The 21,189-nt window shown below is 34.9% G+C and carries 22 protein-coding genes; 12 read left to right on the top strand and 10 right to left on the bottom strand.

Annotated elements, in window-relative coordinates; translation table 11 throughout:
* Positions 1–36: 36 nt before the first annotated feature.
* Genes lgt through N2Z58_06905 form a run of 10 tightly spaced genes read right to left on the bottom strand, consistent with a single transcriptional unit; the run spans position 37 to position 11,628 of the window.
* A complete protein-coding gene (lgt, locus tag N2Z58_06860) occupies positions 37–933 on the bottom strand; it encodes a prolipoprotein diacylglyceryl transferase (GenBank protein MCX7654374.1) in 897 nt (298 codons plus the stop codon).
* 22 nt (positions 934–955) lie between these two features.
* Positions 956–2,263 carry a hypothetical protein gene (locus N2Z58_06865; protein MCX7654375.1) on the bottom strand — a complete coding sequence of 436 codons (1,308 nt, stop codon included), beginning with the start codon at positions 2,261–2,263 and terminating at the stop codon, positions 956–958.
* A gap of 30 nt (positions 2,264–2,293) precedes the next feature.
* Complete coding sequence (locus N2Z58_06870) at positions 2,294–4,096, bottom strand: methyl-accepting chemotaxis protein (protein MCX7654376.1); 1,803 nt, start codon at positions 4,094–4,096, stop codon at positions 2,294–2,296.
* 23 nt (positions 4,097–4,119) lie between these two features.
* Positions 4,120–4,731 (bottom strand): nucleoside-diphosphate sugar epimerase, encoded by a 612-nt coding sequence (locus N2Z58_06875; protein ID MCX7654377.1) that lies wholly within the window; start codon positions 4,729–4,731, stop codon positions 4,120–4,122.
* Positions 4,732–4,750: 19 nt separating this feature from the next.
* Complete coding sequence (locus N2Z58_06880) at positions 4,751–6,004, bottom strand: methyl-accepting chemotaxis protein (protein ID MCX7654378.1); 1,254 nt, start codon at positions 6,002–6,004, stop codon at positions 4,751–4,753.
* 26 nt (positions 6,005–6,030) lie between these two features.
* The gene (locus N2Z58_06885) at positions 6,031–7,338 is read right to left on the bottom strand and encodes a response regulator (GenBank protein ID MCX7654379.1); all 1,308 of its coding nucleotides are present in this window, start codon (positions 7,336–7,338) and stop codon (positions 6,031–6,033) included.
* A gap of 22 nt (positions 7,339–7,360) precedes the next feature.
* Entirely contained in the window at positions 7,361–7,924 is a 564-nt protein-coding gene (locus N2Z58_06890; protein MCX7654380.1) for a chemotaxis protein CheB, read from the bottom strand.
* A 30-nt stretch (positions 7,925–7,954) separates the two neighbouring features.
* On the bottom strand, positions 7,955–9,724 hold the full coding sequence (locus N2Z58_06895) for a response regulator (GenBank protein MCX7654381.1): 1,770 nt from the start codon (positions 9,722–9,724) through the stop codon (positions 7,955–7,957).
* Between the two features lie 18 nt (positions 9,725–9,742).
* Positions 9,743–10,492: a hypothetical protein gene (locus N2Z58_06900; GenBank protein ID MCX7654382.1), complete on the bottom strand. Its 750-nt coding sequence runs from the start codon at positions 10,490–10,492 to the stop codon at positions 9,743–9,745.
* Between the two features lie 5 nt (positions 10,493–10,497).
* Positions 10,498–11,628: a methyltransferase domain-containing protein gene (locus N2Z58_06905; protein ID MCX7654383.1), complete on the bottom strand. Its 1,131-nt coding sequence runs from the start codon at positions 11,626–11,628 to the stop codon at positions 10,498–10,500.
* A gap of 131 nt (positions 11,629–11,759) precedes the next feature.
* On the opposite strand from N2Z58_06905, the gene N2Z58_06910 reads away from it, so the two are divergent.
* The 12 genes from N2Z58_06910 to N2Z58_06965 all read left to right on the top strand — a co-directional run bounded on the left by N2Z58_06910 (position 11,760) and on the right by N2Z58_06965 (position 21,184).
* The gene (locus tag N2Z58_06910) at positions 11,760–12,299 is read left to right on the top strand and encodes a TIGR00725 family protein (GenBank protein ID MCX7654384.1); all 540 of its coding nucleotides are present in this window, start codon (positions 11,760–11,762) and stop codon (positions 12,297–12,299) included.
* Positions 12,300–12,346: 47 nt separating this feature from the next.
* On the top strand, positions 12,347–13,165 hold the full coding sequence (locus N2Z58_06915; protein ID MCX7654385.1) for a DMT family transporter: 819 nt from the start codon (positions 12,347–12,349) through the stop codon (positions 13,163–13,165).
* The gene (locus tag N2Z58_06920) at positions 13,152–14,162 is read left to right on the top strand and encodes a rod shape-determining protein (protein ID MCX7654386.1); all 1,011 of its coding nucleotides are present in this window, start codon (positions 13,152–13,154) and stop codon (positions 14,160–14,162) included. Before N2Z58_06915 ends, N2Z58_06920 begins: the two co-directional genes overlap by 14 nt.
* A 63-nt stretch (positions 14,163–14,225) precedes the next feature.
* Positions 14,226–14,993, top strand: a complete 768-nt coding sequence (locus tag N2Z58_06925) for a flagellar hook-basal body protein (protein MCX7654387.1) — start codon at positions 14,226–14,228, stop codon at positions 14,991–14,993.
* Between the two features lie 11 nt (positions 14,994–15,004).
* Positions 15,005–15,790, top strand: a complete 786-nt coding sequence (gene flgG / locus N2Z58_06930; protein MCX7654388.1) for a flagellar basal-body rod protein FlgG — start codon at positions 15,005–15,007, stop codon at positions 15,788–15,790.
* A 187-nt stretch (positions 15,791–15,977) separates the two neighbouring features.
* Positions 15,978–16,607: a HEAT repeat domain-containing protein gene (locus N2Z58_06935; GenBank protein MCX7654389.1), complete on the top strand. Its 630-nt coding sequence runs from the start codon at positions 15,978–15,980 to the stop codon at positions 16,605–16,607.
* Positions 16,608–16,630: 23 nt separating this feature from the next.
* On the top strand, positions 16,631–17,233 hold the full coding sequence (gene plsY, locus N2Z58_06940) for a glycerol-3-phosphate 1-O-acyltransferase PlsY (protein MCX7654390.1): 603 nt from the start codon (positions 16,631–16,633) through the stop codon (positions 17,231–17,233).
* Positions 17,220–18,797 (top strand): hypothetical protein, encoded by a 1,578-nt coding sequence (locus N2Z58_06945; GenBank protein ID MCX7654391.1) that lies wholly within the window; start codon positions 17,220–17,222, stop codon positions 18,795–18,797. Before plsY ends, N2Z58_06945 begins: the two co-directional genes overlap by 14 nt.
* 48 nt (positions 18,798–18,845) lie before the next feature.
* Positions 18,846–19,298 (top strand): tetratricopeptide repeat protein, encoded by a 453-nt coding sequence (locus N2Z58_06950; GenBank protein MCX7654392.1) that lies wholly within the window; start codon positions 18,846–18,848, stop codon positions 19,296–19,298.
* Positions 19,295–19,918 carry a hypothetical protein gene (locus tag N2Z58_06955; GenBank protein ID MCX7654393.1) on the top strand — a complete coding sequence of 208 codons (624 nt, stop codon included), beginning with the start codon at positions 19,295–19,297 and terminating at the stop codon, positions 19,916–19,918. The genes N2Z58_06950 and N2Z58_06955 overlap by 4 nt, the downstream gene beginning before the upstream one ends.
* A complete protein-coding gene (locus N2Z58_06960) occupies positions 19,915–20,667 on the top strand; it encodes a 1-acyl-sn-glycerol-3-phosphate acyltransferase (protein MCX7654394.1) in 753 nt (250 codons plus the stop codon). Before N2Z58_06955 ends, N2Z58_06960 begins: the two co-directional genes overlap by 4 nt.
* Positions 20,648–21,184: a bifunctional nuclease family protein gene (locus N2Z58_06965; protein MCX7654395.1), complete on the top strand. Its 537-nt coding sequence runs from the start codon at positions 20,648–20,650 to the stop codon at positions 21,182–21,184. Before N2Z58_06960 ends, N2Z58_06965 begins: the two co-directional genes overlap by 20 nt.
* The last annotated feature ends 5 nt before the right edge of the window (positions 21,185–21,189 follow it).

Consider the following 21,189-nt stretch of genomic DNA (forward strand, 5'->3'; position numbering starts at 1 on the left):
TCCATAGCTATGCATACATTTAGACATCTATAGTTTCTATTTCGTTTGATCTTTTTCTTCTCTGTTTGATTTGCGCGATCTTCCAAGGATGTAACCGTACCATGAGGCACCTATTCCAATTAACACAAGACTTACAAGTTGGGCTGCCCTCATTCCACCAGCCATCAAGCTGTCAAGTCTTAACGATTCTATCAAGAACCTTCCCAAGGAATACAGAATTAAATATAGCGCCGTTGTTTCTCCGTATTCTCGTTTCTTTTTCTCGGCAAAGAAATACAAAAACACGAAGATTGATAGATCCCATAAACTTTCATACAAAAATGTAGGATGAAAAAACTCTGCCGTATCAAATCCAGGAATTCTTTTTTCCGGTGGTATATACATCCTCCATGGTAAATTTGTTGGTCTTCCGTATGCTTCATAATTAAAGAAATTTCCCCACCTACCAATTGCTTGCCCTAGTGGTAAGACAGAAGTAAACAAGTCTGTTGCATGAAAAAATGTAAAATATTTCTTTATCTTCGAATAGATAAATATCATTAACAACACACCAAATATTGCACCATGAATTGCCAATCCACCATGCCATATTTTCCAGATTTCTGATGGATATTTTGAATAATATGACCAGTTAAAGGCAACGTAATAAGCTCTTGCACCTATAATACCGGATATGATACCCCAAAATAACCCCTCATCAAGGTCTTCATCTTTAATAGGATAGTTTTTTAATCTCCTTTTTGCCAACACATAGGATGTCAATATTCCTGTAGCAATACATAAACTGTACCACCTTAACTGAAATTTACCTACTTGGAATATATATTCTCTAAGTATAACTCTACCAGAAAAGACCTCACGTAAAAAGAAAAATAACCCTATAGCGATGGCTATAGAGATGATAATTGAAAATGTTACAATTTTGCTTTTCACTTTAAATTCCTCCTTTGCCCATTTACAAATTTTCTTTTTGCCTTCTTCTCAAATCCTTCTCCCAAAGCTGTTGATAGATATAACTCACCTTTGAAAGTCTTTCTTTGATAGAATCATCAAAAGGAACATACCGCCAAAAAATCTCACGAATTGGTTTTTCCAATTTTTGTATACCTTGTACTTCCTTTGTTGCCCAAAGCACGTAATCTTTAACGAAATATTCAGCGGGATTACCTTTAAGCTTGTTGTTCTCAAGATATCTGTAATACTCACCTGTTAATCCTTCTTCCATCCATCGTCCAAAAGACAATTCTTTTTCAAGTTTCCAACGATATTCACCAAACGCCTGATAGAATGGATCTTCACCCTTTCTTGAGAATATGGGTATTACAATTCTTCCTCTACCGTATATATTGGTACCTTCAATTGGTTCCCAACAAAAACCATTTTCTCCGTATCCTGGTAGAAGAATCACGTACGGTGGTAAAAAGACCTCCGTCCCACGTATACTTCTATTGAATACAGTTGGATCAATTTTTTTTAGTTTTTCCAAAAGGTTCTTTACAAATTGTTTTGAAAGTATTTTGTTTGTTTCCTTCAAATAACTCGACGTTAAGGCTGGATATTGAATTCCTACCTTTCCAACTATTTTCTTAACCATTTGTTTTATGACAAGATGTTCGGTAAATTGTTTTTCTACTGATTTTTTCGGAGAAACTGACTTTTGCTGTTCACTGACTTTATCAACTGTTTCCTTTAGGTTTTTGATATCACTATCGATCTTTTTTAACTTTCCTATGGACCTTATTATTTCGTCGAAAATAGCATACACTCCTTTTGAGTACGGTCCTTTACCTTGTACACCTTTAACAAGATCTTTCAGTCTTTCTTCCTCCACCGTCCTTTCAAACAATTTTCTTTCATATTCTTTTTCTATCCAAGTAACGTCAAAAAAGCGTTCCTGTTTTGCTTCTTGTATTACATCTTCAAAAGTCGAAGGGAGTATTTTACCCTTCTTTACATTTATTATCCACTCGTCTGCATAGAAAATCACATCATCTTCTTCAGACCTCAAGACCTCCTTTATACGTTCAATATCTTCTTTTGTCATATATCTAGGATCAACAATCCCAGCCCTTATAAAAAATCTTTGTTCCAGCGGACTGTTATCATCGAGTAACTCGGCAATGCTTAGGTACAAATCCCAGAAGGTCTCCGAAAAGCTGTCTTTATTCTCATTAAAATTTTCTTCTTGAAGTCTTTTTCTTTTGAAAAATTCCTCTTTCAAACCCTCATCCACACCTTGGAACAACTTTTCAAAATATTCCAAGATATCACACCTTTCAACATGATAAATAGTTTAAAGCTCAAGCTTCCTAAAAGCTTCGATAATCTCTTTAAAAGACTTTGAAAGATTCTCTATTTCTACTTTTATGTTCACAATGGATTCTTCAAGCTGTTCAACACCACCGTACATTTGTTCGACAGAGTTGTGGGTGGTTTTTGAGATTTTAATCAACTTTTCCACATTTTGCGTCAATGCTGACGTTACGTTTGAAATCAAGTCAAGAGAATCTCTGACACCAGTTAGATCCTTTATTATCTTTTCAGTTACTAAGACTGTATTGGTTACTGTCTTTTCAACACTGTCCAAAGATATTTTAGATTCCTTGGCAAGTGTTCTTGAGGCATTTGAGAGTTCCATTATCATCTCAGCAATTCTTGAAAGTCCATCCCTGTCTATCATTTGCTTACTTGTCTCTATAGAGGCGTTTATCGCAAGAACGGTTATATTATCAGCTATTTCCGTTATCTTTTCTGCTAAATTGCCAAGTGTTTCTACAAGGTCTGTAAGTTGTGAATAAGAAGTTGTTATTTTTTCTATGGTGTCTGTAAAGTCTTTAATTTTTTGAACCGTTACCTCAACTTCTGCTCTGCTTTCTTGAAGATACGCAGCAAATTCTTCGATTGATTTATCAAGCTCTATGGATGCTTTCTCAGTATTTTCACTCATGGCCATGATTTCCGATGCAGAAGAAGCTGCTGCAACAACATTTTCGGAAATTTTTGACAATTGTATATCTTTGCTGATACTCCTATTTGTAAGCTGTTTTATCTCACTGAGTATCATTTTCAGCTTTTCTGTTGCGATCCTAATGTTCTCTCCCAAATTCGATATCTCATCGTCAGTTTTAAAACTTAGCTCCAAATTTAAATTTCCCTCGGAAATTTTATGAACCTCTGAAACTAAATGCTGTAACCTTTTTTCGAAGTTTTTCGCGATTTTTCTACTCAAATAGATGGAAAGGATTAGTAACGCTAAGCTTACCGATACAGTGATTACAGTGTTCACCTGAATATGTCTATGGAGGCTTTTTGCATCGATCTTCCTGTAAAAGGCTGCAAAAACATCTCCGTTGTAATCTTTTATAGGAAAAGATATATAAACATATCCACCTTTCATAAATTTTATTATTTTGCCTTCAAGAATTCTCTTTTCGTCGAACAGTGTGGTGAAGTCTTCCATGTCTTGACGGGATTTATTCACTAAATCTACTTTATTTTTGTTTTCATCAAAAAAGAGTTTTATTATTACATCACCAGAAAATTTTTGTGCGAAAGTTTTCTCAATTTTGACATTCGCTTCAACGCTTCCTATGTATTTTTTCTCAACTATTACAGGTACTATGTATCTTATCATAGCTCCCATCGCACCTACGGATATTGAGTAAACGGGCTGCTTAGTTTCTTTTACCCTTATTATGTCTTTCCTATAGCCTTTTAGATCGTCTCCGTATTTCTCCAAGTTAGATGTTCTTAGAAAAGATACCACATTTTCATCGTGAAAGTGGATCTGATAGATTCCGGAATCTTTATAAATTTCAGCATAAGACATTACATACTCTATAAGTTTTTGTCTGTCCTTTTTCTCGAAAGCTTCTAAAATGTTTTTGTCTTTCAATAAAGTTTTTACTACTATTTCTGCTTTTTCTTGTTCAAGCAACACCTTAGATTCAAAGTCACTTTTCAGTTCATTTTCCAGGAAATTCATCCAGTTAACCATGGTAAATTGGTGAATTGTTAAATTCATAAATAAAAGCAAAGTCACAACAATGACTATTAACAACGGATAGAAAAAAACCAAGACGGTTCTTATTTTCATCCAGCTCGCCCCCTTTTGTAATTTCAACCCCTCCATATTAATCTTAACCTGTCTTTCAGAAATTCAACCGTGTAAACGTTTTTAAATCCGTGTTTCAGCGCTTTTTCCATCATTGTTTCTGCATTTTTAAAGGATGCTACAATTACAGCATCTACTTGGATCAAGGTGTTTAGTGACAAAATTGGTATTCCCTCAATCTTTTTACCTATTTTTTCATTGTCTTCATCAAGAAAGGCTACCAAATTGAATTTTTCTTTGTTGGCAAGTAATGTAAAAATCATTTTACCAACAACACCGGCACCATATATACATATGTCTCTTTTTCCAACAAGTTTTAGAAAGATATCTTGGAATTTGGTCTCAATATCCTTGTATAAATTTGATATTTCAGAAAGATAAGCTAAACGGAGGTAGTTCAGCTTGATTATACCTTGTGAAGTTAATTTGTATTTCCCTCTTTCCTTTTTCACTAATTCTTCATTTAAGAAGTCTCTCAGATATTTGTTAACAAGCGAAGGAACAATACCTGCCTTTAGTGCAATCTCGCTGTGCGATGTCAAACCTTCTGACAATGCTTGCAATATCATCATCTGTCTGAAAAGGGGCGAATATTCAAAGAATTCAAATCCTTCCATCGTTTATCACCACTCAGATTTAGAATTTTATCCCTTTAAACATATTACCGAATTTTTCTATTTCCAATTTTATCCCATTAACAGCTTCTTCAAGCTGTTCAACACCTGCGTAAAGTTGTTCAACAGATTCGTGAGTAGCCCTTGAGATTTTTGATAACCTTTCTGTATTTTGCGTTGATGCCTGTGTTATTTGATTTATAAGGCCAAGAGATTCTCTGACTTGGTTCAAATCTTTTGATATCTTCTCGGTTACAAATACCGTTGATGCTACAACCTTTTCCACATCTTTTAAAGAATTCTTGGATTCTTTCGCGAGTGAACGTGTTGAATTTGAAAGTTCCATGATCATTTCTGCAATCCGTGATAAACCCTCTCTATCAATGCTCTCCTTACTTGTTTCTATAGATGCATTAATCGCAAGCACAGTAATATTGTCAGAAACTTCAGTTATCTTTTCGACAAAACCAGTTATTGACTCTACTAGTTTTGTGAGTTCAGTGACGGAGTGTGTTATTTCTTCAATTGTGTTCGTAAAATCTTTCAATTTGTACAAAGTAGTTTCAATCTCTGCTCTACTTTCCTCAAAGTATGCGGCGAATTCTTCTACTGCTTTGTCTAACTCTAGGGATGCCATTTCTGTGTTTTGGGCCAATGATTTAATTTCAGCAGTTGAAGAAGCAGTTGAAACTATGTTTTCTGAAACGTTCCTCAATAAATTGTTCGTTGCTAAGTATTGTCTCTTAGTTGGTTTGAGAAGTAGTTCGCCAAAAAAGTAGCCAATTGCGAGAGAAGATATTATAGAAATTGGTAAAAATAAGCTAAGAATTGTTGAATTTATCTTTTTTAGCCCCTTGAAGAGATCGTCTTCTGTTGCCGCGTGGGCAAGGTATTTTTCTCCATCGTAGGTAAATGCTATGTATCTTTTTATATTTTGATATACATAAGAATATATACCTTCCTTTTTTTCTTTCATATACTCAAAGAGTCCAGGTACTGAAGTTTTGGCATCTATACCGATTTTCGACGAATCAGTATGTTGAACGGTTATTCCCTCATTGTCCAATACGTAGTAATATCCGAAATGAGGTTTTCCAGTGAACAAAAAGTCATAATTTTTTAACTTCGCAAACGATTTTATCTCACTTAGAAAGCTTGTTAGCGCAATGTCCTCAATTATATTAGCCACATGTGGCATTAAAAATAAGAGTAATGTTCCAATACTTCCAAATATAAGCGCTGCAATAATGAATGCATATTTCAGATTCAACTTCACAAATATCTCCCCCTTTTTGTTGACTGTTATAATTTCTCCATAATTTCACCAAGTGTTTCACCGTTCCACTCGACTATAGAACATTCAAATTCGAGTTTGAGGTTATCAAAATTTACTAAAATTTCTTTTATCTTTTCTATGCTCTCTTGTTTTTGAAGTTCTGCTCTTTGTTTATTCGAACCAAGCAAAATGCATACAAATTGGTCTGAGCTTAGTCTTGCTGATAAATCTGGTACCTTTTTACTAAAATAATTTCCGATTTCCCTTAGCAAACGATTTGTGAACATTTCACCATGTGCTGCGCTTATATCTTTTAGATTCTTCAATTTTACCTTTGCAAAAGTCAACGGTATGTTATTCCGCTTAGCAAAATCTAAAGCATACATTACCTTTGCTCTGAAAGCGGTTTCGTTGTAAAGCCCCGTTACTTCGTCAATTTCTTTACCAGCGGAAAGATTTTTATAATCGTTCAACAGCGTGAAAAGTACGCCAAGCGGTGTGTTTATCATCGAGAGTATTTGTTGCGTTACCTCGATAATATGCGGCTCTTCTATGATTATGAAACCTACGGGGGCATCTTTTTGGTAGATTATTTCTATCATGAATTTATCCGAAAGCTTTCGCTTGCCATCAAAATAAGTTTCAACATGCGAATAATATTTTACCCCAGTGAAATTTGAGACAACTGAATAGACCTCTTCTGGAGCAGCTGGTTCCTTTGAGAAGCTGTATAGTCTTAGCTCTGAAAGCACGGAAACTCCAATGTATAAACTTTTGTATTCAAACAATTCGCTGAATAGTTCATGAAGTTTTCTTAGTACAAGTTCCTCATCGTAAATAAATTCAGAATAACTTATGATCTCACGAACTAAAGTTGATTCCTTCAAACTTTCTTCTATTATATCCACGAGCTCACCATACGGTTCGAGATGAATCTTATATATTTCTCTCGACCACTCAATATTAAATGGTTGGTTTATAAAGTTCAATATCGTTCTTTCTATTTCGTCTTGTGGAGCAGTTTTCTTTAAAAACAAGTCAACTCCGCTCTTTTTTGCCCAGAAAGGATTCACAGTCTCTTCTGCACCAGTTAGCATAAGTACTCCGACATTTCGAGCAGCTCTGTAGCTTCTTATAAACCTTGTGAAGTGTATACCATTCAACTTTGGCATTACATAGTCAACTATAACAATATCTGGCAAAAACGAAAAAAATTTGTTTATTCCATCAAGACCGTCTTTGGCTACTTCTACACTGTGGCCTTTAGCTTCTATAAAGTTTTGGAGAAAATTCCGCCATACGGTTGAATCATCTATTACAAGTACTTTTTTCATATAGTATCCCCCCGAACTTTTTTCAAATTTTATGCCTAAGTTTTGTATTTAAATTCTTTATTACATCGATTATCTCTTCTATTTCAAGTTTTTCATATCGCATATCTAGCTCTTTTGAAATATTCTCAGGTAAGTATGGAAATCTTGGTGATTTTTCAATAATAAATCTAACACCTTTATCTTTTAAGATCTTTGCATATTCCCTTCCATCATCACCAAGCCCGCCAAGTACTATTATTGTTGTATTATTGCTTCCGTACTTGACGAGTGACTGAAATAACTTAGATATGGAAGGATGTACAGTTTTTTCACTTTCAACAGAATTTACAATGTTTTCAGAAAGAAAGATTAAATCCTTTCCACCTTCAGGTAAATAAATTCCGGGTTTCAGTTCCGTTGGTTTTTGAACTACGATCACGTTATGACCGGTTTCTAAGATTATGTGGTTTGCAAACGTTTCCATAGCACTTCCAGTAAAATGAATACAAACTATGATAGGTATGTTCAAAACCATGTCTATTTTAACTATGCGAATTGCCACATTAGGACTTCCTGCTGAACCCACTACAATTACTTTATTCAACATTATCACTCCATATTATTGTTTTTAAACTTGTTAATCTGAAACATAAACTCCGGAAACCAATTTTTCAATCAACTTAAGTAATCTTTCAGGTGTTTCGTCTTTAGATATATATGCATCAGCGCCAACTTCCATGCCCTTGGATAGTTGTTCATGGGACAGTGTGCTGAACAATATTACAGGTATGTTTGGCATTATTTTTTTAATTTGTCTTGTGGTTTCAAATCCATCTATGTCTGGCATTTCCACATCGCATACAACCACATCCGGCTTTTTTTCTATAAGTTTTATAGCCTCCATCCCATTTTTTGCTTCGATAACTTCGTAACCAAAAGTCCTCAACAGCTTGGAGACAACATTTCTTGTTACAAAAGAGTCGTCGACCAATAGTACGCTTCTTTTTTCCACCTTCTTCCTTTCGTACTGAACAAAATTCTCCACATCGATGACAGGCAAAGGGTATACGTATACATTTTTCACAAAGCCTTTGATAGATGGATACTTTTCTCCACTAATTTGTCCATCAAATGTTCCAACAATGTTATCTATAAGCACAGCTTTGTAGTTTTTTGTTATAACACCGAATCTTGGTTGAGTCGAACTATAAATGATGTCACAGAATTTATCTTTGTATTTTACCATTCCATCAAATATCTGAGCCTTTGAGATTATTTCAATTATGTCGGATGTACTGATACAAAACTGTTGTCCATCACCTTCAACTACGAGGACACGCACTAAGAAAGACTTAACAGGAAAATGTATTACGAATTTTGTCCCTTTTCCTGGTTCCGTCACAAGTTCTACATCACCACCTCGTGCAGTAGCGAAACTCTTAACTGCATCTAATCCCACACCTCTGCCAGATGTGGTATCAACATTATCTTTTGTAGAAAATCCAGGAACAAAGATAATCTCCTCAGGCCTCATATAACCTAAGTTCATTTCAGCTGCTTTTTTCCTGACTTTCTCAAAATCAATACCTTGTCCGTCATCTTCTACTTCAAGATAGATTTCGTTGTTCATAATATAACTTCTTATAGTTATATTACCAATTTCCGATTTTCCCAAATCTTTTCGAATCTCTGGTTTCTCTATACCATGTGCAATTGAATTTCTGACAAGGTGTACAAGCATATCAATAAGTGATTGGGAATCCTTTTTCTCTACCATTTCATCTCCAACTTTTACATGAAGTTTAACTTTCTTCTTAGCCAGAGTTGCTTCTTGTATCACGAGTGTATCAAAGTTCGAAAGTAGCGTCCTCAGTTTCACATAGTACATTTCTTGCATCGTAGAGGTTAGTTTGCTCTTTATAATCCTGATATTACGTAACGCGCTTCTGATATCGTTTCGCATCAGACTATTTTCAACAGTAAGAACTGTAGAGAGAAATTCTTGGATAAATTCAGGTGATACCATTTGAACGCTGTAAGGTAATACTACACTTTCCATTTCTTTTTTACCTTCGAGCTTTGCTATAATCTCTTTTACTTCTTCCTCCGAAATGTCGCTGCTTCTCTCCGAGATACTTGGAAGTACTGAGAGCAATTTAGCGAGAAACTCTTCGGAAAGTTCATATTCTCCGGTAGAGTAATTCCTAAAATAATCTTCCATCTTGTGAAAAAGTTCTTTGTACCCTACAAGTCCTACCAAACTTGCAGAACCTTTAATTGTATGAAAAATCCTGTAAATTTCGTTAATTAGACTTCCCTGTTTGGTTTGTAGAAAAGATTTTATTAGCTCAATTGATTCTTGACCTTTTTCTTTGAGTTCTTGGAAAAATATTTCAAGAAAATCCATAATCTCACTCCCAAAGATTTATTCTATCATTTCATACGTACCACTATCTGTCTCAACAAGTTTTTTACCAGACTGTTCGTGTACAAGTATTTTTCCAGAAGAGAGTCGAACTTTGCTAGTTTGATATGCTTCGGTTTCTAAAACCACGACAAAACGTCCACTATCTATCATCTTAACAGGTATTATTCCCTTGTAATCCACAAAACCGTCCACACCGTGGAATTTGTACGGTGTAACTAAATCAGATTGAAGAATAGTCTTTACAGATTCTTTCCTTACAGCATACTTTTCCCCTATAATCAAAAAGTTAGGTATTTCTTCTTTACCTCTGGTTTTTGGTGAATCCTTCTCTGAGGTTACAATCTCTGCATCAAGAGGCATTTTTACATAGTGGATATTGTAAACGTAATAAATCTCCCCTGAAAGCTGAATAATGCCTGTATATTCCGAAATAGATTCAAGCCCTGATCCATGTGAAATTTCGACGGTTGGTGATATTTGAATAGTTTCTGCTTCAACTTCTTCTATTATCCTTGTAACCCCGAATGCGTATTTTGGTAATATGAGAAAGTATTTCAAAATTGGATTTGTAACTTTTGAATGTGTAACAACGGGGTATAGGTACTCTCCATATTTTGAAAAACCAATAAGCTCGCTTTGATTTGGGCCAGGATAAAACTTCGTACTGATTCCTAATACTTCACTTTTTAGAATTGCTATGTTAACCTTTCCCGCTTGATGTTCTATCTCACAGGTATAAAACCTCATATTGCTCACCCCTTGAACTTCTCGATTCTTTCAATAAAGTGCCTAATTTGTAATAATTCATCGTCGTGATGGTTTAAAAAGAAAGCTTTTTTCAAAGATTTTTTCGCTTCATCTTTCATCGATAATTCAATTTCTAAAAGTGCTTTGTATTTCCATACTAAATATTCCGTGGGATACCTTAAAGCTAAGTCCTTTGCTCTTTCGTACGCTTGCTGGTATATTCTGTTTTCCAACATACTTTCAAGTATTTTTATTTCCTCCTCAAAACTTTTTGATATCACAAGTGGAATATGCTTCTTCTCATGGGTGCGTGGACTTGGAATGTTTGCCAAAGTGCCGTCGTAAGAACCTTTAGATGTTTCATACTTTTTTTTGAATTCAGGTAATTTTTTAGGTATGCTGCTTTTAGTGACTTTTCTGAATATGCAACCTATATCTTGGTAAACAACATCAAAGTGATCGTAAACTTCCGGGAAATACTCACCACTACCCGTTATTAAATAACCATCGTCTTCTAATAAGTCGTACAGTTTTCTGAGGATGTATCCAGTATTCTCAACATATAATAAAACCCTTCTAACAAATATTATATCAAATTTACCTTCATGTACGATTTCACAGCTGTTTATGTTACACTGATAGAAGAAAACATTATTTTTGAACTCTTCTTTTATACAATATTTATCATCCTTTTTTGTAAAATACTTATCGATTTCTTCATCGGTTAAAAATCTCAAACTCCAGAACCTATAACATCCATCTCTTGCTTCACTTATTCTTTGATGATTCACATCTATGCCAACGACTTTGCATTTGACACCTATTTCTTTTGAAATTATCGCCATTGTATAAACTTCTTCTCCTTTGGAACAACCTACGGAGAGTACGTTCCATTCTGGTTTTCTTGTCATTATTTCCTTTAGTCTTTCAAATGTTTTCCTATCCCTAAAAAAATAAGATTCTCCGATTGTGAGATTTTCAATAACAAGAAGTTCTACTAATTCATCTGGCATGTCGACTATTGGTAGGTCTTGTATATTTTCTAAAAATCTTTTTAAACGACCTTCTTCAATTTTCAAACCATGCCTTTTTACTACTCTCAAAACTTTCTCTCTAATTATGTCAAATTTTGGCATGTGCTGTCATTCCTTTTTTCATAGATTTAAAATCATATTGTCATTTTCTTTTATATTATAGCACTTTTTATATTACATATGCTATACTTATAACAGAACATCAAAAATAGATATTACAAGGAGATGATGAAATGTTGGAATCTTTGAAAAGGCAAAATAAGATAGGAGTTATTGGTTATTCTGGAGATATTAATTCAGAGCCTATAAGTTCATTATACGATTTTTGCATAAGTCTTGGTAGAGAACTTGGCAAAAGGTATGTAGTTTTCACAGGCGGAAGAGATGGTGTGATGGAGCTTGTTTGTAGAGGTGTAGCCGATGTTAATGGACTTTCCGTAGGTGTACTTCCTTGGGAAGGTACTGACGCAAACAGATACAATTCCTTAGTGATTAATACGGGTCTTGATTTTCAAATGAGGTCATTTATACTTGTAAAGAGTGTAGATGTTATTGTATCCGTCGGTGGTGAGATAGGAACAGGATTGGAAATACTCGCAGCTTATGCAAATAAGAAACCAGTTGTATTAGTAAGAGGTACTGGTGGATGGACAGATAGAATTGCTGAAGTGCTTATTGATGGCAAGTATTTGGACAATAGAAAATTAGTTCCTGTATATCAGGCACACAACATTGAGGAAATAATCAAACTAATACAAGAAATTTTAAAATGATAAGAGGGGTGGAGCATTTGAATAGATACTTCAAATATATCCCAGTAATGGTTGTAACTATTTTTTGGGGAATGTCTTTTGTTGCAACCAAATTTGTTGTGAATGTCTTTGCCCCACTTCCTGCAGCATTTTATAGGTTTTTGATTGCTTTAGTTGTTTTGTTTCCGTTTTCAAAAAATAGGAAAATATTTGATTTCAATGCTTTCTGGTCTGGCTTTTGGGGTATTACGATGTACTTTGTTTTTGAAAACACTGCTCTTGTTTACACAAATCCCACAAACACTGCTGTAATTGTTTCAAGTGCACCGATTTTGTACGTAATATTCACACATATATTCCACAAACAAAAGACGAATTTCTTTCACTATATCGGTTCTTTAACAGCATTTTTCGGCGTAGCACTTGTTATAATAAATGGTAGAATTTTGAAATTAAATCCATTAGGCGACATTTTAGCATTTGGTTCAGCTTTTTCTTGGGTACTTTACACACATTATGTAACGAAAATGCAAAATAGCGATGGTATAGATCAGATATTTTCAATTACGTTCTGGGGTGTGGTTACTTTGATTCCATTTTCTTTTTTCCAAAATATGAAGCCAGCTTTTGAAATAAGAAGTTTCTTAAGTCTGTTGTACCTTAGCATAATATGCTCAGCACTTGGTTATTTATTGTGGAATAAATCCATTACTTTGATTGGAGATAGAAGAACTACGAATGCCATATACTTTATTCCAATGGTAACTATAATATCTGAAAATCTTATGTTAAAAACGCCATTAACTTTTTATAGTGTTTTGGGTGTTCTGTCGTTAATAACAGGATTATATATCTTTGAAAGGGGAGAAGAGTATGGGAAAAAGTGATCTTGGTATCGATCTTGGTACTGCTAATTTTATAGTTTATCAACAAGGTAGAGGAATTGTACTTAACGAACCGGCAGTTGTAGCTATTGAAAGAAAGACAAATAAAATCTTAGCGATAGGCTACGAGGCAAAAGAAATGCTTGGTAAAACACCTGAAGATAAGGTACTCGCAATTAAACCGATGAGAGATGGTGTTATTGCTGATTACACAATTATTTCCGAAGTTTTAAAATACTTCATGAGAAAGTTGAATAAAAGTCTATTTTTCAAGTGTAACATGGTCATAGGCATTCCTACAAAGACGACAAGTGTTGAACAACGAGCTGTTTACGACGCTGCCTTGAAAGCAGGAGCAAAAAGAGTACATATTGTTCTTGAGCCTACAGCTGCGGCAATAGGGATAGGCTTGGACGTTATGAAACCGATCGGTAATATGGTTATCGATATTGGTGGTGGCACGACAGATATAGCTGTAATAAGCCTTGGAGGTATTGTCGTTGGAGATTCGATAAAACTTGCAGGAAATGCTCTTGATGACGCAATAGTTAAGGGTATTAGAAGAACATTCGGGCTGATAATTGGTGAATCAACAGCAGAAGAGATAAAAATAAAGGTAGGAAAAGTTCATCCTGATATAGAAGACTTAGAATTGGAGATTAAAGGTAGGGATGCAGTTACTGGTTTACCACGAACGGAAGTTGTAAATTCAACCGATGTTTACAAAATGTTGAGACCTGTCATTGAAAACATTATATCGAGAGTCAAGCTTGTTCTTGAAAAAACTCCTCCAGAACTTTCAGCTGATATAGTTCAGCACGGAATAGTTCTCACAGGTGGTGGAGCATTGTTAAGAGGTATAGATAAAGCTATTCAGGAAGAAATTGGAGTACCTTGTAAAGTTGCAGATGAACCGCTTTTATGTGTAGCTCGTGGTACTGGTAGATTACTTGAAGATGAAGAATTACTCAAACATGTGGCAGTCACATATGAAAGATAAATTTCTGAGTTTTATTTGCAAAGTGTTGTAATTTTCGACGGAGAAAGATGTTTGGAGGTGTCTATGTACAGAGGTGTTTATACAGCGGCAATGGGAATGCTGGTAGACATAACGAAAATAGACACGATCTCTAACAATTTATCGAATGTGGAGACAAATGGGTATAAAGCTGATGCTTTGGCTTTTAAGACGTACCTTGAGAAAGAAATCTACAGAATCAGACCAAAACCAGAAGATAAAAAGGTTGAGGCTAAAAGAATTGGTCGACTTGAACAAGCTGTTATCCTTGACGAGGTTCGCACAAGGCTTGAGCAAGGAATTTTAGAGCAGACTAACGTTCCAACGCATTTAGCTATACATGGAGAAGGATTTTTTGCAATCAGGAAAGGAAATGAAGTTTATTATACCAGAAATGGTGAATTTATTAGGGATGTTAACGGCTATTTGGTTAATACACAAGGGTATTACGTATTGAATAGCAATGGCCAGCAATTGCAACTTCCAGAAAATTTTTCCATCGATGATTTCGGAAATGTGTTGGGCGAGAATGGAGAGATAATTGATAGAATAGGAATCTACTCATTACAAAACCCAAGGAAGCAAGGTGAGACGCTATTTTCTGGAAATGCGCAATTGATACGGGATGATCAATTAACACAGTCAAACACAAGGATCCTGTCAGGATATTTAGAAAAATCCAATGTGAATGTAGTTCGCGAGATGGTTAAGATGATAGATGCACACAGACATTACGAAGCTACATCTAAAGCTATTCTTGTACATGACGAACTACTTAACAAGGTTATAAATAATGTTGGAACGTTGAGATAGGAGGGAGTCAGATGATCAATAGTCTTTACAGCGCAGCTACTGGCATGTGGGCTCAGCAATTCAAAATGGATACTGTGTCGAACAATATTGCTAACGTAGATACCGCTGGTTTTAAGAAGGTTAAAGCGGAATTTCAGGATTTGATTTACAGTTATTCGAAAAACGCTGGTGCTGCAACAGCACAGAACTCCACAACACCAACAGGTATATACGTTGGACACGGTGTTAGGCTGGCAGCAACTACAAAAATCTTTACACAAGGTAATATAGAAAATACCGGTAATGCCTTGGATTTGGCAATAAGTGGTGATGGATTTTTTCAAATCCAACTTCAAGATGGAAGAATTGCGTACACCAGAGATGGACAATTCAAAGTGGATAACCAGGGAAGAGTAGTAACGGCAAATGGGTTATTGTTATCTCCCGCGATTAACATTCCACAAAATGCCGTTTCACTTACGATTTCTCCAGATGGAATAGTTTCTGCTGAGCTAGCAGATGGCACTATACAACAACTCGGAAATATAACATTAGTTAGATTTGTAAACCCTGCCGGCTTGAAATCCATAGGTGATAACTTGTACATCGCTACCACGGCAAGTGGTGAACCAATTGAAGGCACACCGGGACAAGACGGATTTGGAACGATAATGCAGGGGTATGTTGAGAAGTCGAACGTTGATGTTGTTAAAGAAATGGTAGATATGATAACTGCTATGAGAGCTTACGAATTCAATTCGAGATCAATAATGACAGCGGATCAAATGTTGCAAACGGCAAGCAACCTAAGAAGATAATAACTTGGTTAGAAGTTTGAAAAATCAATAAGCAGACGTCCCCGGAGCAATTTTCTCCGGGGATTTTTTAACTGAATGTGAATAATTGAAAGCTATGATATAATAATTTAGTTGGAACAAAAGATTCCGAGTAAGAATTTTAGAAAAAATACCATCTGAATTTATTTGGATTAATGGAGGAATCGTTATGGATGACTTTAATGAAAGGCAGGCACTAATTGATAGAATATTGAGAGAAAAAGGTACAGATGCCTTTGATGATATGATAAAATTACTTGAGGATGAAGATGAAAATGTTCGAGAGATAGCTGCAGAAGTTATTTACAGACTTGGAGAAAGTGTTGTAGGTAAGTTAGAGGAAATTTTAAAAAATGCAGTTAAGAATGGCGAAAGGAACAAAATAAGCTTACTGTACATAATAGATTTGCTTGGAGATCTTAACGCAAAACGTTCTGTTAAGGATATTCTTAAAGCGCTTGAATTATACGACCTGGAGGAATCACAACTTATTATCTATGAAGCCTTGGCAAAACTCGGTGCTGGAGAGCAATTCTATCCTTTGCTTAGATATATGCTTTTGGAAGGTGAAGAGCGGTTTTTGTTGGGTCCGCAAGTTGCTATTGTAATGTCTTATTTGGATATACCTGAAGTTGTACATGATTTTGTTGATGCCATAGACAGTGATGATTTCTCTGGTGAGGATCTTGAGATAATAAAGCAGGCGCTGACAAACATCATAAACATACGTCCAACTTATAAAGAGATACTAATTAACATAGTTGGCGAAGACAATTTTGAAAAGTACATAGTAAAGTGACGGGAGGGATCATTTTGCTTTTTGTGGCGGCTGTTGTGGGATACTTTATAGGTTCCATTCCATTTAGCTATATCATTCCAATGCTAAAAGGAATAGACATTACAAAAGTAGGTAGTGGAAATGTTGGAGGTACGAATGTGTTAAGGAATTTGGGCACGAAGTATGGAGCTTTAGCTATGTTTTTAGATATAATGAAGGCAGTTATAGCTGTGATAATATTTAAAGGTCATGGTGAAAATTCTATGGTTATGGCAGGTGCAATGTCTGTTTTCGGACATTGCTATTCACCATTTGTCAAATTTAAGGGAGGTAAAGGAGTAGCTACAACACTTGGCACGCTTTTTGGCATTTTTCCACCCGCGGGGTTATTTGCACTCGGAATATGGATAAGTGTTGTTGCGTTGACTCAATATGTATCTCTTGCTTCAATAATAGGATTGCTAGCTGGTAGTATTTTTTCATTAATTTTTGGAAAGGATTATTGGCTTGTCTTCTTAGCGCTCACATTGTTTTCATTATTAAGACATAAAGAAAATATAAAAAGACTTATTCAAGGAAACGAAAGGAAAACCAACATAGTGGATTACTTCCTTGGCTGGATGGAGAAAAAAGATGAAAAAAGGTAAGGAATTGATGAATACTTTACACACAGGTTTGTCGGGCTGTGGATACACCCAGTTTTTCGTCTTGTTTATTTTAATATTTTTTGTAAGTCACATTTTTGCTGTTATTGACGAAGAGACAGCGCGTAATTATTTTTCACAATCTTTATTGGAGATGTACAGTGGGAATTTCAGCAAAGCTTACGAATTATCGAAAAAGGCGCTTTCTGGACGTGTATATGTAAATGAACTTTCGCATTTTTGGTTTCTGAGAGGTAGATTGGCAATTGCTAACGGATTAATCGACAAAGCCGTTGAAGATTTTAAAACATTTACTCAGCTTGTTAGAAATGATGATATAGAGAATTTAATTCAAAGAGTTGATTATTTCAGAAAATTAAATTTATCACCTTCTAAGACGTTTGAGTTAAAGTACATCAACTCTGCAAGTGGAATAGTAAATGGTATTGAATATTTTCACACACCTGTGAGTGTTGCTGTATTTGGGGACAACTATTGTGTTTTAGATAGCAGAAACAAAAGGATTGTATTTTTCAAAAATAACAGAATGACAAGAATTAAGAAAGTCATAAACAACATTAAGCAGTTGTTTTACGATAGAGAGGGCAACATGTACTTGTTGTCAGATAAATCACTTTACGATGCTAACGAATTAGAATTACTGGGTAATTTAAAAGCACCTTATGTAGCTGGCGTTGATAGAGCAGGTAACATATATTTGATTGACTTTGATAAAGTAATTATGTACAACACCTATACAAAATCTGCAGTTGAGAAAAAATTACCATATGTTACATTTACTTTGGATGCCGAAATCACTGTTGATAAACTTTACATACTTGATGGCTTAAGACAAACAATTGATGTTTATAATTTGAAAAGTTTGTCGAAAGTTGATGGAATAAAGCTTAAGGAAAAAATATGGTCATTTGAAGTAACACCTTACGGTGATATTATATACCTCGGTAAGAATAAAGTTGTAGCAGGTATGCAGGAGTTTGATATAAAAACTGGAGATCTTATAGAGTACAGTTATCCAACACTATTTTTAATTAGTTGGAAAAACAAAAGTATAGATATTTATACTCTTAAAGACGACAAGCCTATTTTTGTGAATATTGATACCTTAAGATTTGACGATAAATATGCATATGCCTACGTTAGAGTGGAGGATTTATTTGGAGATGAGATACACTACATCCAGCATTCGCTAAGTATATTCGAGCACGATGTTTATGTTCCTTCAGAAACTACAAGTGCAAGTGTACAAGCAAAGTACTTATCATTGCAAAATTGTAATGGAGAAGTGATAAGTTACAAGTTGCAAGGCGTTTGGGCAATCGGAAACTGTCCGATTATGTCAAAATTTACAGGGGCACCATCTGATGGAACGTTACTTGGTAGGAAAACGAGAATAAATTGGATCATAAAATGGTCATATATGCGCCCTGTTCCACCAGGCGTGATAAAATTAACGGCAAAGGTAAGCTTTAAGAATGCTTCGTATTTTGATACATCGTTTTATACTCATCAACTTATTAAAGCAGAGCAATTGAGAAAAGAATGAATCGCTGATATTTTTCCATTATTTTTTAGGAAATGGGTGGTCGGTAATTTGAGTCAATTGAACGAAGACATTTTAAAGAAAATTAAAGAAGCTGTTGAGTTGTCGGAAAGTGGGAAGATAAAGGAAGCTTTGGAAATATATATTTCTCTTCTGGAATACGAAATTCCAGAGGTGTATAATAACATTGGAAATCTTTACAGAAGAGAAGGGATGCTCGGAAAATCAATTGAGATGTATCGGAAGGCTATACAATTGGATCCTAATTTTTCTTTACCTTACTTCAATTTGGCATGTGCACTAATGGAAATTGAAAAATACAATGAAGCTATTTTATTTTTCGAAAAGGCGGAAAAATTAGGATTGGAATCTTTTGACTTGCGTGTTCAACTAGCTTTGTGCTACCTTGCTACGGGAAATATTTCAAAAGCCAAAAAGTTGATAGAAGATGAAAGGGTACGTTGCGAAGTACAGAAGTATGTAGAAGGGGATGTTTTTAAATGATTAATCTCGATACCTTAAATTTGAGTTATGTCAAAGATTGGGCTGATTATTTTTCTACAACCTGGTACATTACGTTACCAATTTCGTTGTTTTTTTATTTTTTCCCTAATCTTGTTGAATTCGTTTCAATCTTCGGATTTGGCTGGACGATCGGTGCTAGTTATGTGTCACCTTCACTTGTGAAATTTTTTAAGGACCTTGAATTGTTTACCACTGTTCGACCAGAGATAATGAACATAGTTATTTCTCTCTTATGTGGGATAGTCTTTTACGGTATTTACAAAGCAGCTATATTTGCTGGTAGTTTTGTCATTTCTTTTCTTGCTTCTTTGTTTTTATTGCAGACATTTTTTGGAAACTCAATAGAATGGTACATACTTGTGGTGATTGGTTTGATAATTGGTATTGTCGCAGGCTCTTTTGCCAGTAGAGAGAGTTCGAAATTTGTAGGATTATTCGCTATCATATTTGGTTCTTTTGTAATCTCAGCAGTTGGAGTAGCTCTACTTAGAAAGTACGTCTACAGATTCAGCGATCTTATTTATTTATGGTCGATATTAATAGTTTTCTTGGTCCTTTTGTTTTCAAGGATGAAAACGTTTTGGGGGAAGCAAAAATGAAAAGTGTTATAAATTTCTTGCGTACTATTTGGTTCTTGGTAGGTGCTTTTTTGTACATATTTGTCTATGGTGCGGTTGTTTTATTAATTGGCTTTATTCTTGGAAAGAGGGATGGAAGGAAATTTGTTTTAAGACAAATTGAAATTTTTGGAAGGATTGCTTTTAAACTTTTGGGTGTAAAGGTTTACGTATGCGGAAAAAAGCCTGATATTAATAGAAATTATATTGTTGCTTGTAATCATCAGAGTATATTAGATATACCATTAGTGCTCGGTTATGTTGGTCCAACACCATTCATAGCCAAAAAAGAACTTGGAAAGTTTCCTATGATTAATCTTTACTTAAAATACCTTGGCAGTGAATTAATAGATAGAGGTAACATTCGTCAAACAGCTCTTGTAATAAGAGAAGTTATGAAAAAATTAAACGAAGGATACCACTTTGTGATCTTTCCAGAAGGTACAAGGTCACCAGATGGAGAAGTTTATCCGTTCAAGCCACGGAGCTTAGAGATTGCGTATAAGTCAAAAGTTCCTGTTCTTCCAATTTCTATATGGGGAAATCACTTAGTTATTCCAAAACACAAACTTACTGTTAGCGGGAATAAAGTAGGAATATACATAAATAATTTGGTGTATCCTGAGAGTTTTCCCAGCGAAGAGGAAATGAGGATACACGTAGAAAATATGATAAAAGAAGGTGTGAAAAAGTTGAAAGAGGTGGTAAGCTATGAAAAAAGCGATTGTTAAAGCGCTTGTACTGGATAAAGTATCAAATACACCAGTGGTTTTGCTTGGAATTGAAAATACGAAGAAAATATTACCAATTTGGATTGGTGCTTGCGAAGCAAGTATTATGGCAATCGCCATAGAAAAAGTCCCTTTTGATAGACCCTTAACACATGATCTAATAATGAATATAGTAAAAGAACTAAATCTTAAATTTGAACGCTTTGTCATACATTCGCTGAAAGATAACATATTTTACGCAAAAATAGTGTTAAAGGATTTGGCGCTGTCAGAACAAGACTTATCAGAAGGTGCCAATCCATACATAGAGATAGATGCCAGACCATCTGACTGCATAATATTGTCCTTAAAAACAGGTGTACCTATATATGTTGCTAACGACATTATAGCAACAGAAGCTATTAATATTGATAGTCTCGATTCAAGTGAAGAAGAGTTCAAAAAATTTGTTGAAAATATGGATATAAATGAGTTTAGAAAATTTCTTGATGATGACAGCAACCAAATTGAAGAATAAGATAA

Source organism: Fervidobacterium sp. (assembly GCA_026419195.1).
GTDB lineage: Bacteria > Thermotogota > Thermotogae > Thermotogales > Fervidobacteriaceae > Fervidobacterium.

What these genes read in the sequence shown, in the direction of transcription:
- N2Z58_06870 (MCX7654376.1), bottom strand. Translation starts at nt 4,096, where the DNA reads ATGAAAATAAGAACCGTCTTGGTTTTTTTCTATCCGTTGTTAATAGTC.
- N2Z58_06875 (MCX7654377.1), bottom strand. Translation starts at nt 4,731, where the DNA reads ATGGAAGGATTTGAATTCTTTGAATATTCGCCCCTTTTCAGACAGATG.
- N2Z58_06885 (MCX7654379.1), bottom strand. Translation starts at nt 7,338, where the DNA reads ATGAAAAAAGTACTTGTAATAGATGATTCAACCGTATGGCGGAATTTT.
- N2Z58_06890 (MCX7654380.1), bottom strand. Translation starts at nt 7,924, where the DNA reads ATGTTGAATAAAGTAATTGTAGTGGGTTCAGCAGGAAGTCCTAATGTG.
- N2Z58_06895 (MCX7654381.1), bottom strand. Translation starts at nt 9,724, where the DNA reads ATGGATTTTCTTGAAATATTTTTCCAAGAACTCAAAGAAAAAGGTCAA.
- N2Z58_06900 (MCX7654382.1), bottom strand. Translation starts at nt 10,492, where the DNA reads ATGAGGTTTTATACCTGTGAGATAGAACATCAAGCGGGAAAGGTTAAC.
- N2Z58_06905 (MCX7654383.1), bottom strand. Translation starts at nt 11,628, where the DNA reads ATGCCAAAATTTGACATAATTAGAGAGAAAGTTTTGAGAGTAGTAAAA.
- N2Z58_06910 (MCX7654384.1), top strand. Translation starts at nt 11,760, where the DNA reads ATGTTGGAATCTTTGAAAAGGCAAAATAAGATAGGAGTTATTGGTTAT.
- N2Z58_06915 (MCX7654385.1), top strand. Translation starts at nt 12,347, where the DNA reads ATGGTTGTAACTATTTTTTGGGGAATGTCTTTTGTTGCAACCAAATTT.
- N2Z58_06920 (MCX7654386.1), top strand. Translation starts at nt 13,152, where the DNA reads ATGGGAAAAAGTGATCTTGGTATCGATCTTGGTACTGCTAATTTTATA.
- N2Z58_06925 (MCX7654387.1), top strand. Translation starts at nt 14,226, where the DNA reads ATGTACAGAGGTGTTTATACAGCGGCAATGGGAATGCTGGTAGACATA.
- flgG (MCX7654388.1), top strand. Translation starts at nt 15,005, where the DNA reads ATGATCAATAGTCTTTACAGCGCAGCTACTGGCATGTGGGCTCAGCAA.
- N2Z58_06935 (MCX7654389.1), top strand. Translation starts at nt 15,978, where the DNA reads ATGGATGACTTTAATGAAAGGCAGGCACTAATTGATAGAATATTGAGA.
- N2Z58_06945 (MCX7654391.1), top strand. Translation starts at nt 17,220, where the DNA reads ATGAAAAAAGGTAAGGAATTGATGAATACTTTACACACAGGTTTGTCG.
- N2Z58_06955 (MCX7654393.1), top strand. Translation starts at nt 19,295, where the DNA reads ATGATTAATCTCGATACCTTAAATTTGAGTTATGTCAAAGATTGGGCT.
- N2Z58_06960 (MCX7654394.1), top strand. Translation starts at nt 19,915, where the DNA reads ATGAAAAGTGTTATAAATTTCTTGCGTACTATTTGGTTCTTGGTAGGT.
- N2Z58_06965 (MCX7654395.1), top strand. Translation starts at nt 20,648, where the DNA reads ATGAAAAAAGCGATTGTTAAAGCGCTTGTACTGGATAAAGTATCAAAT.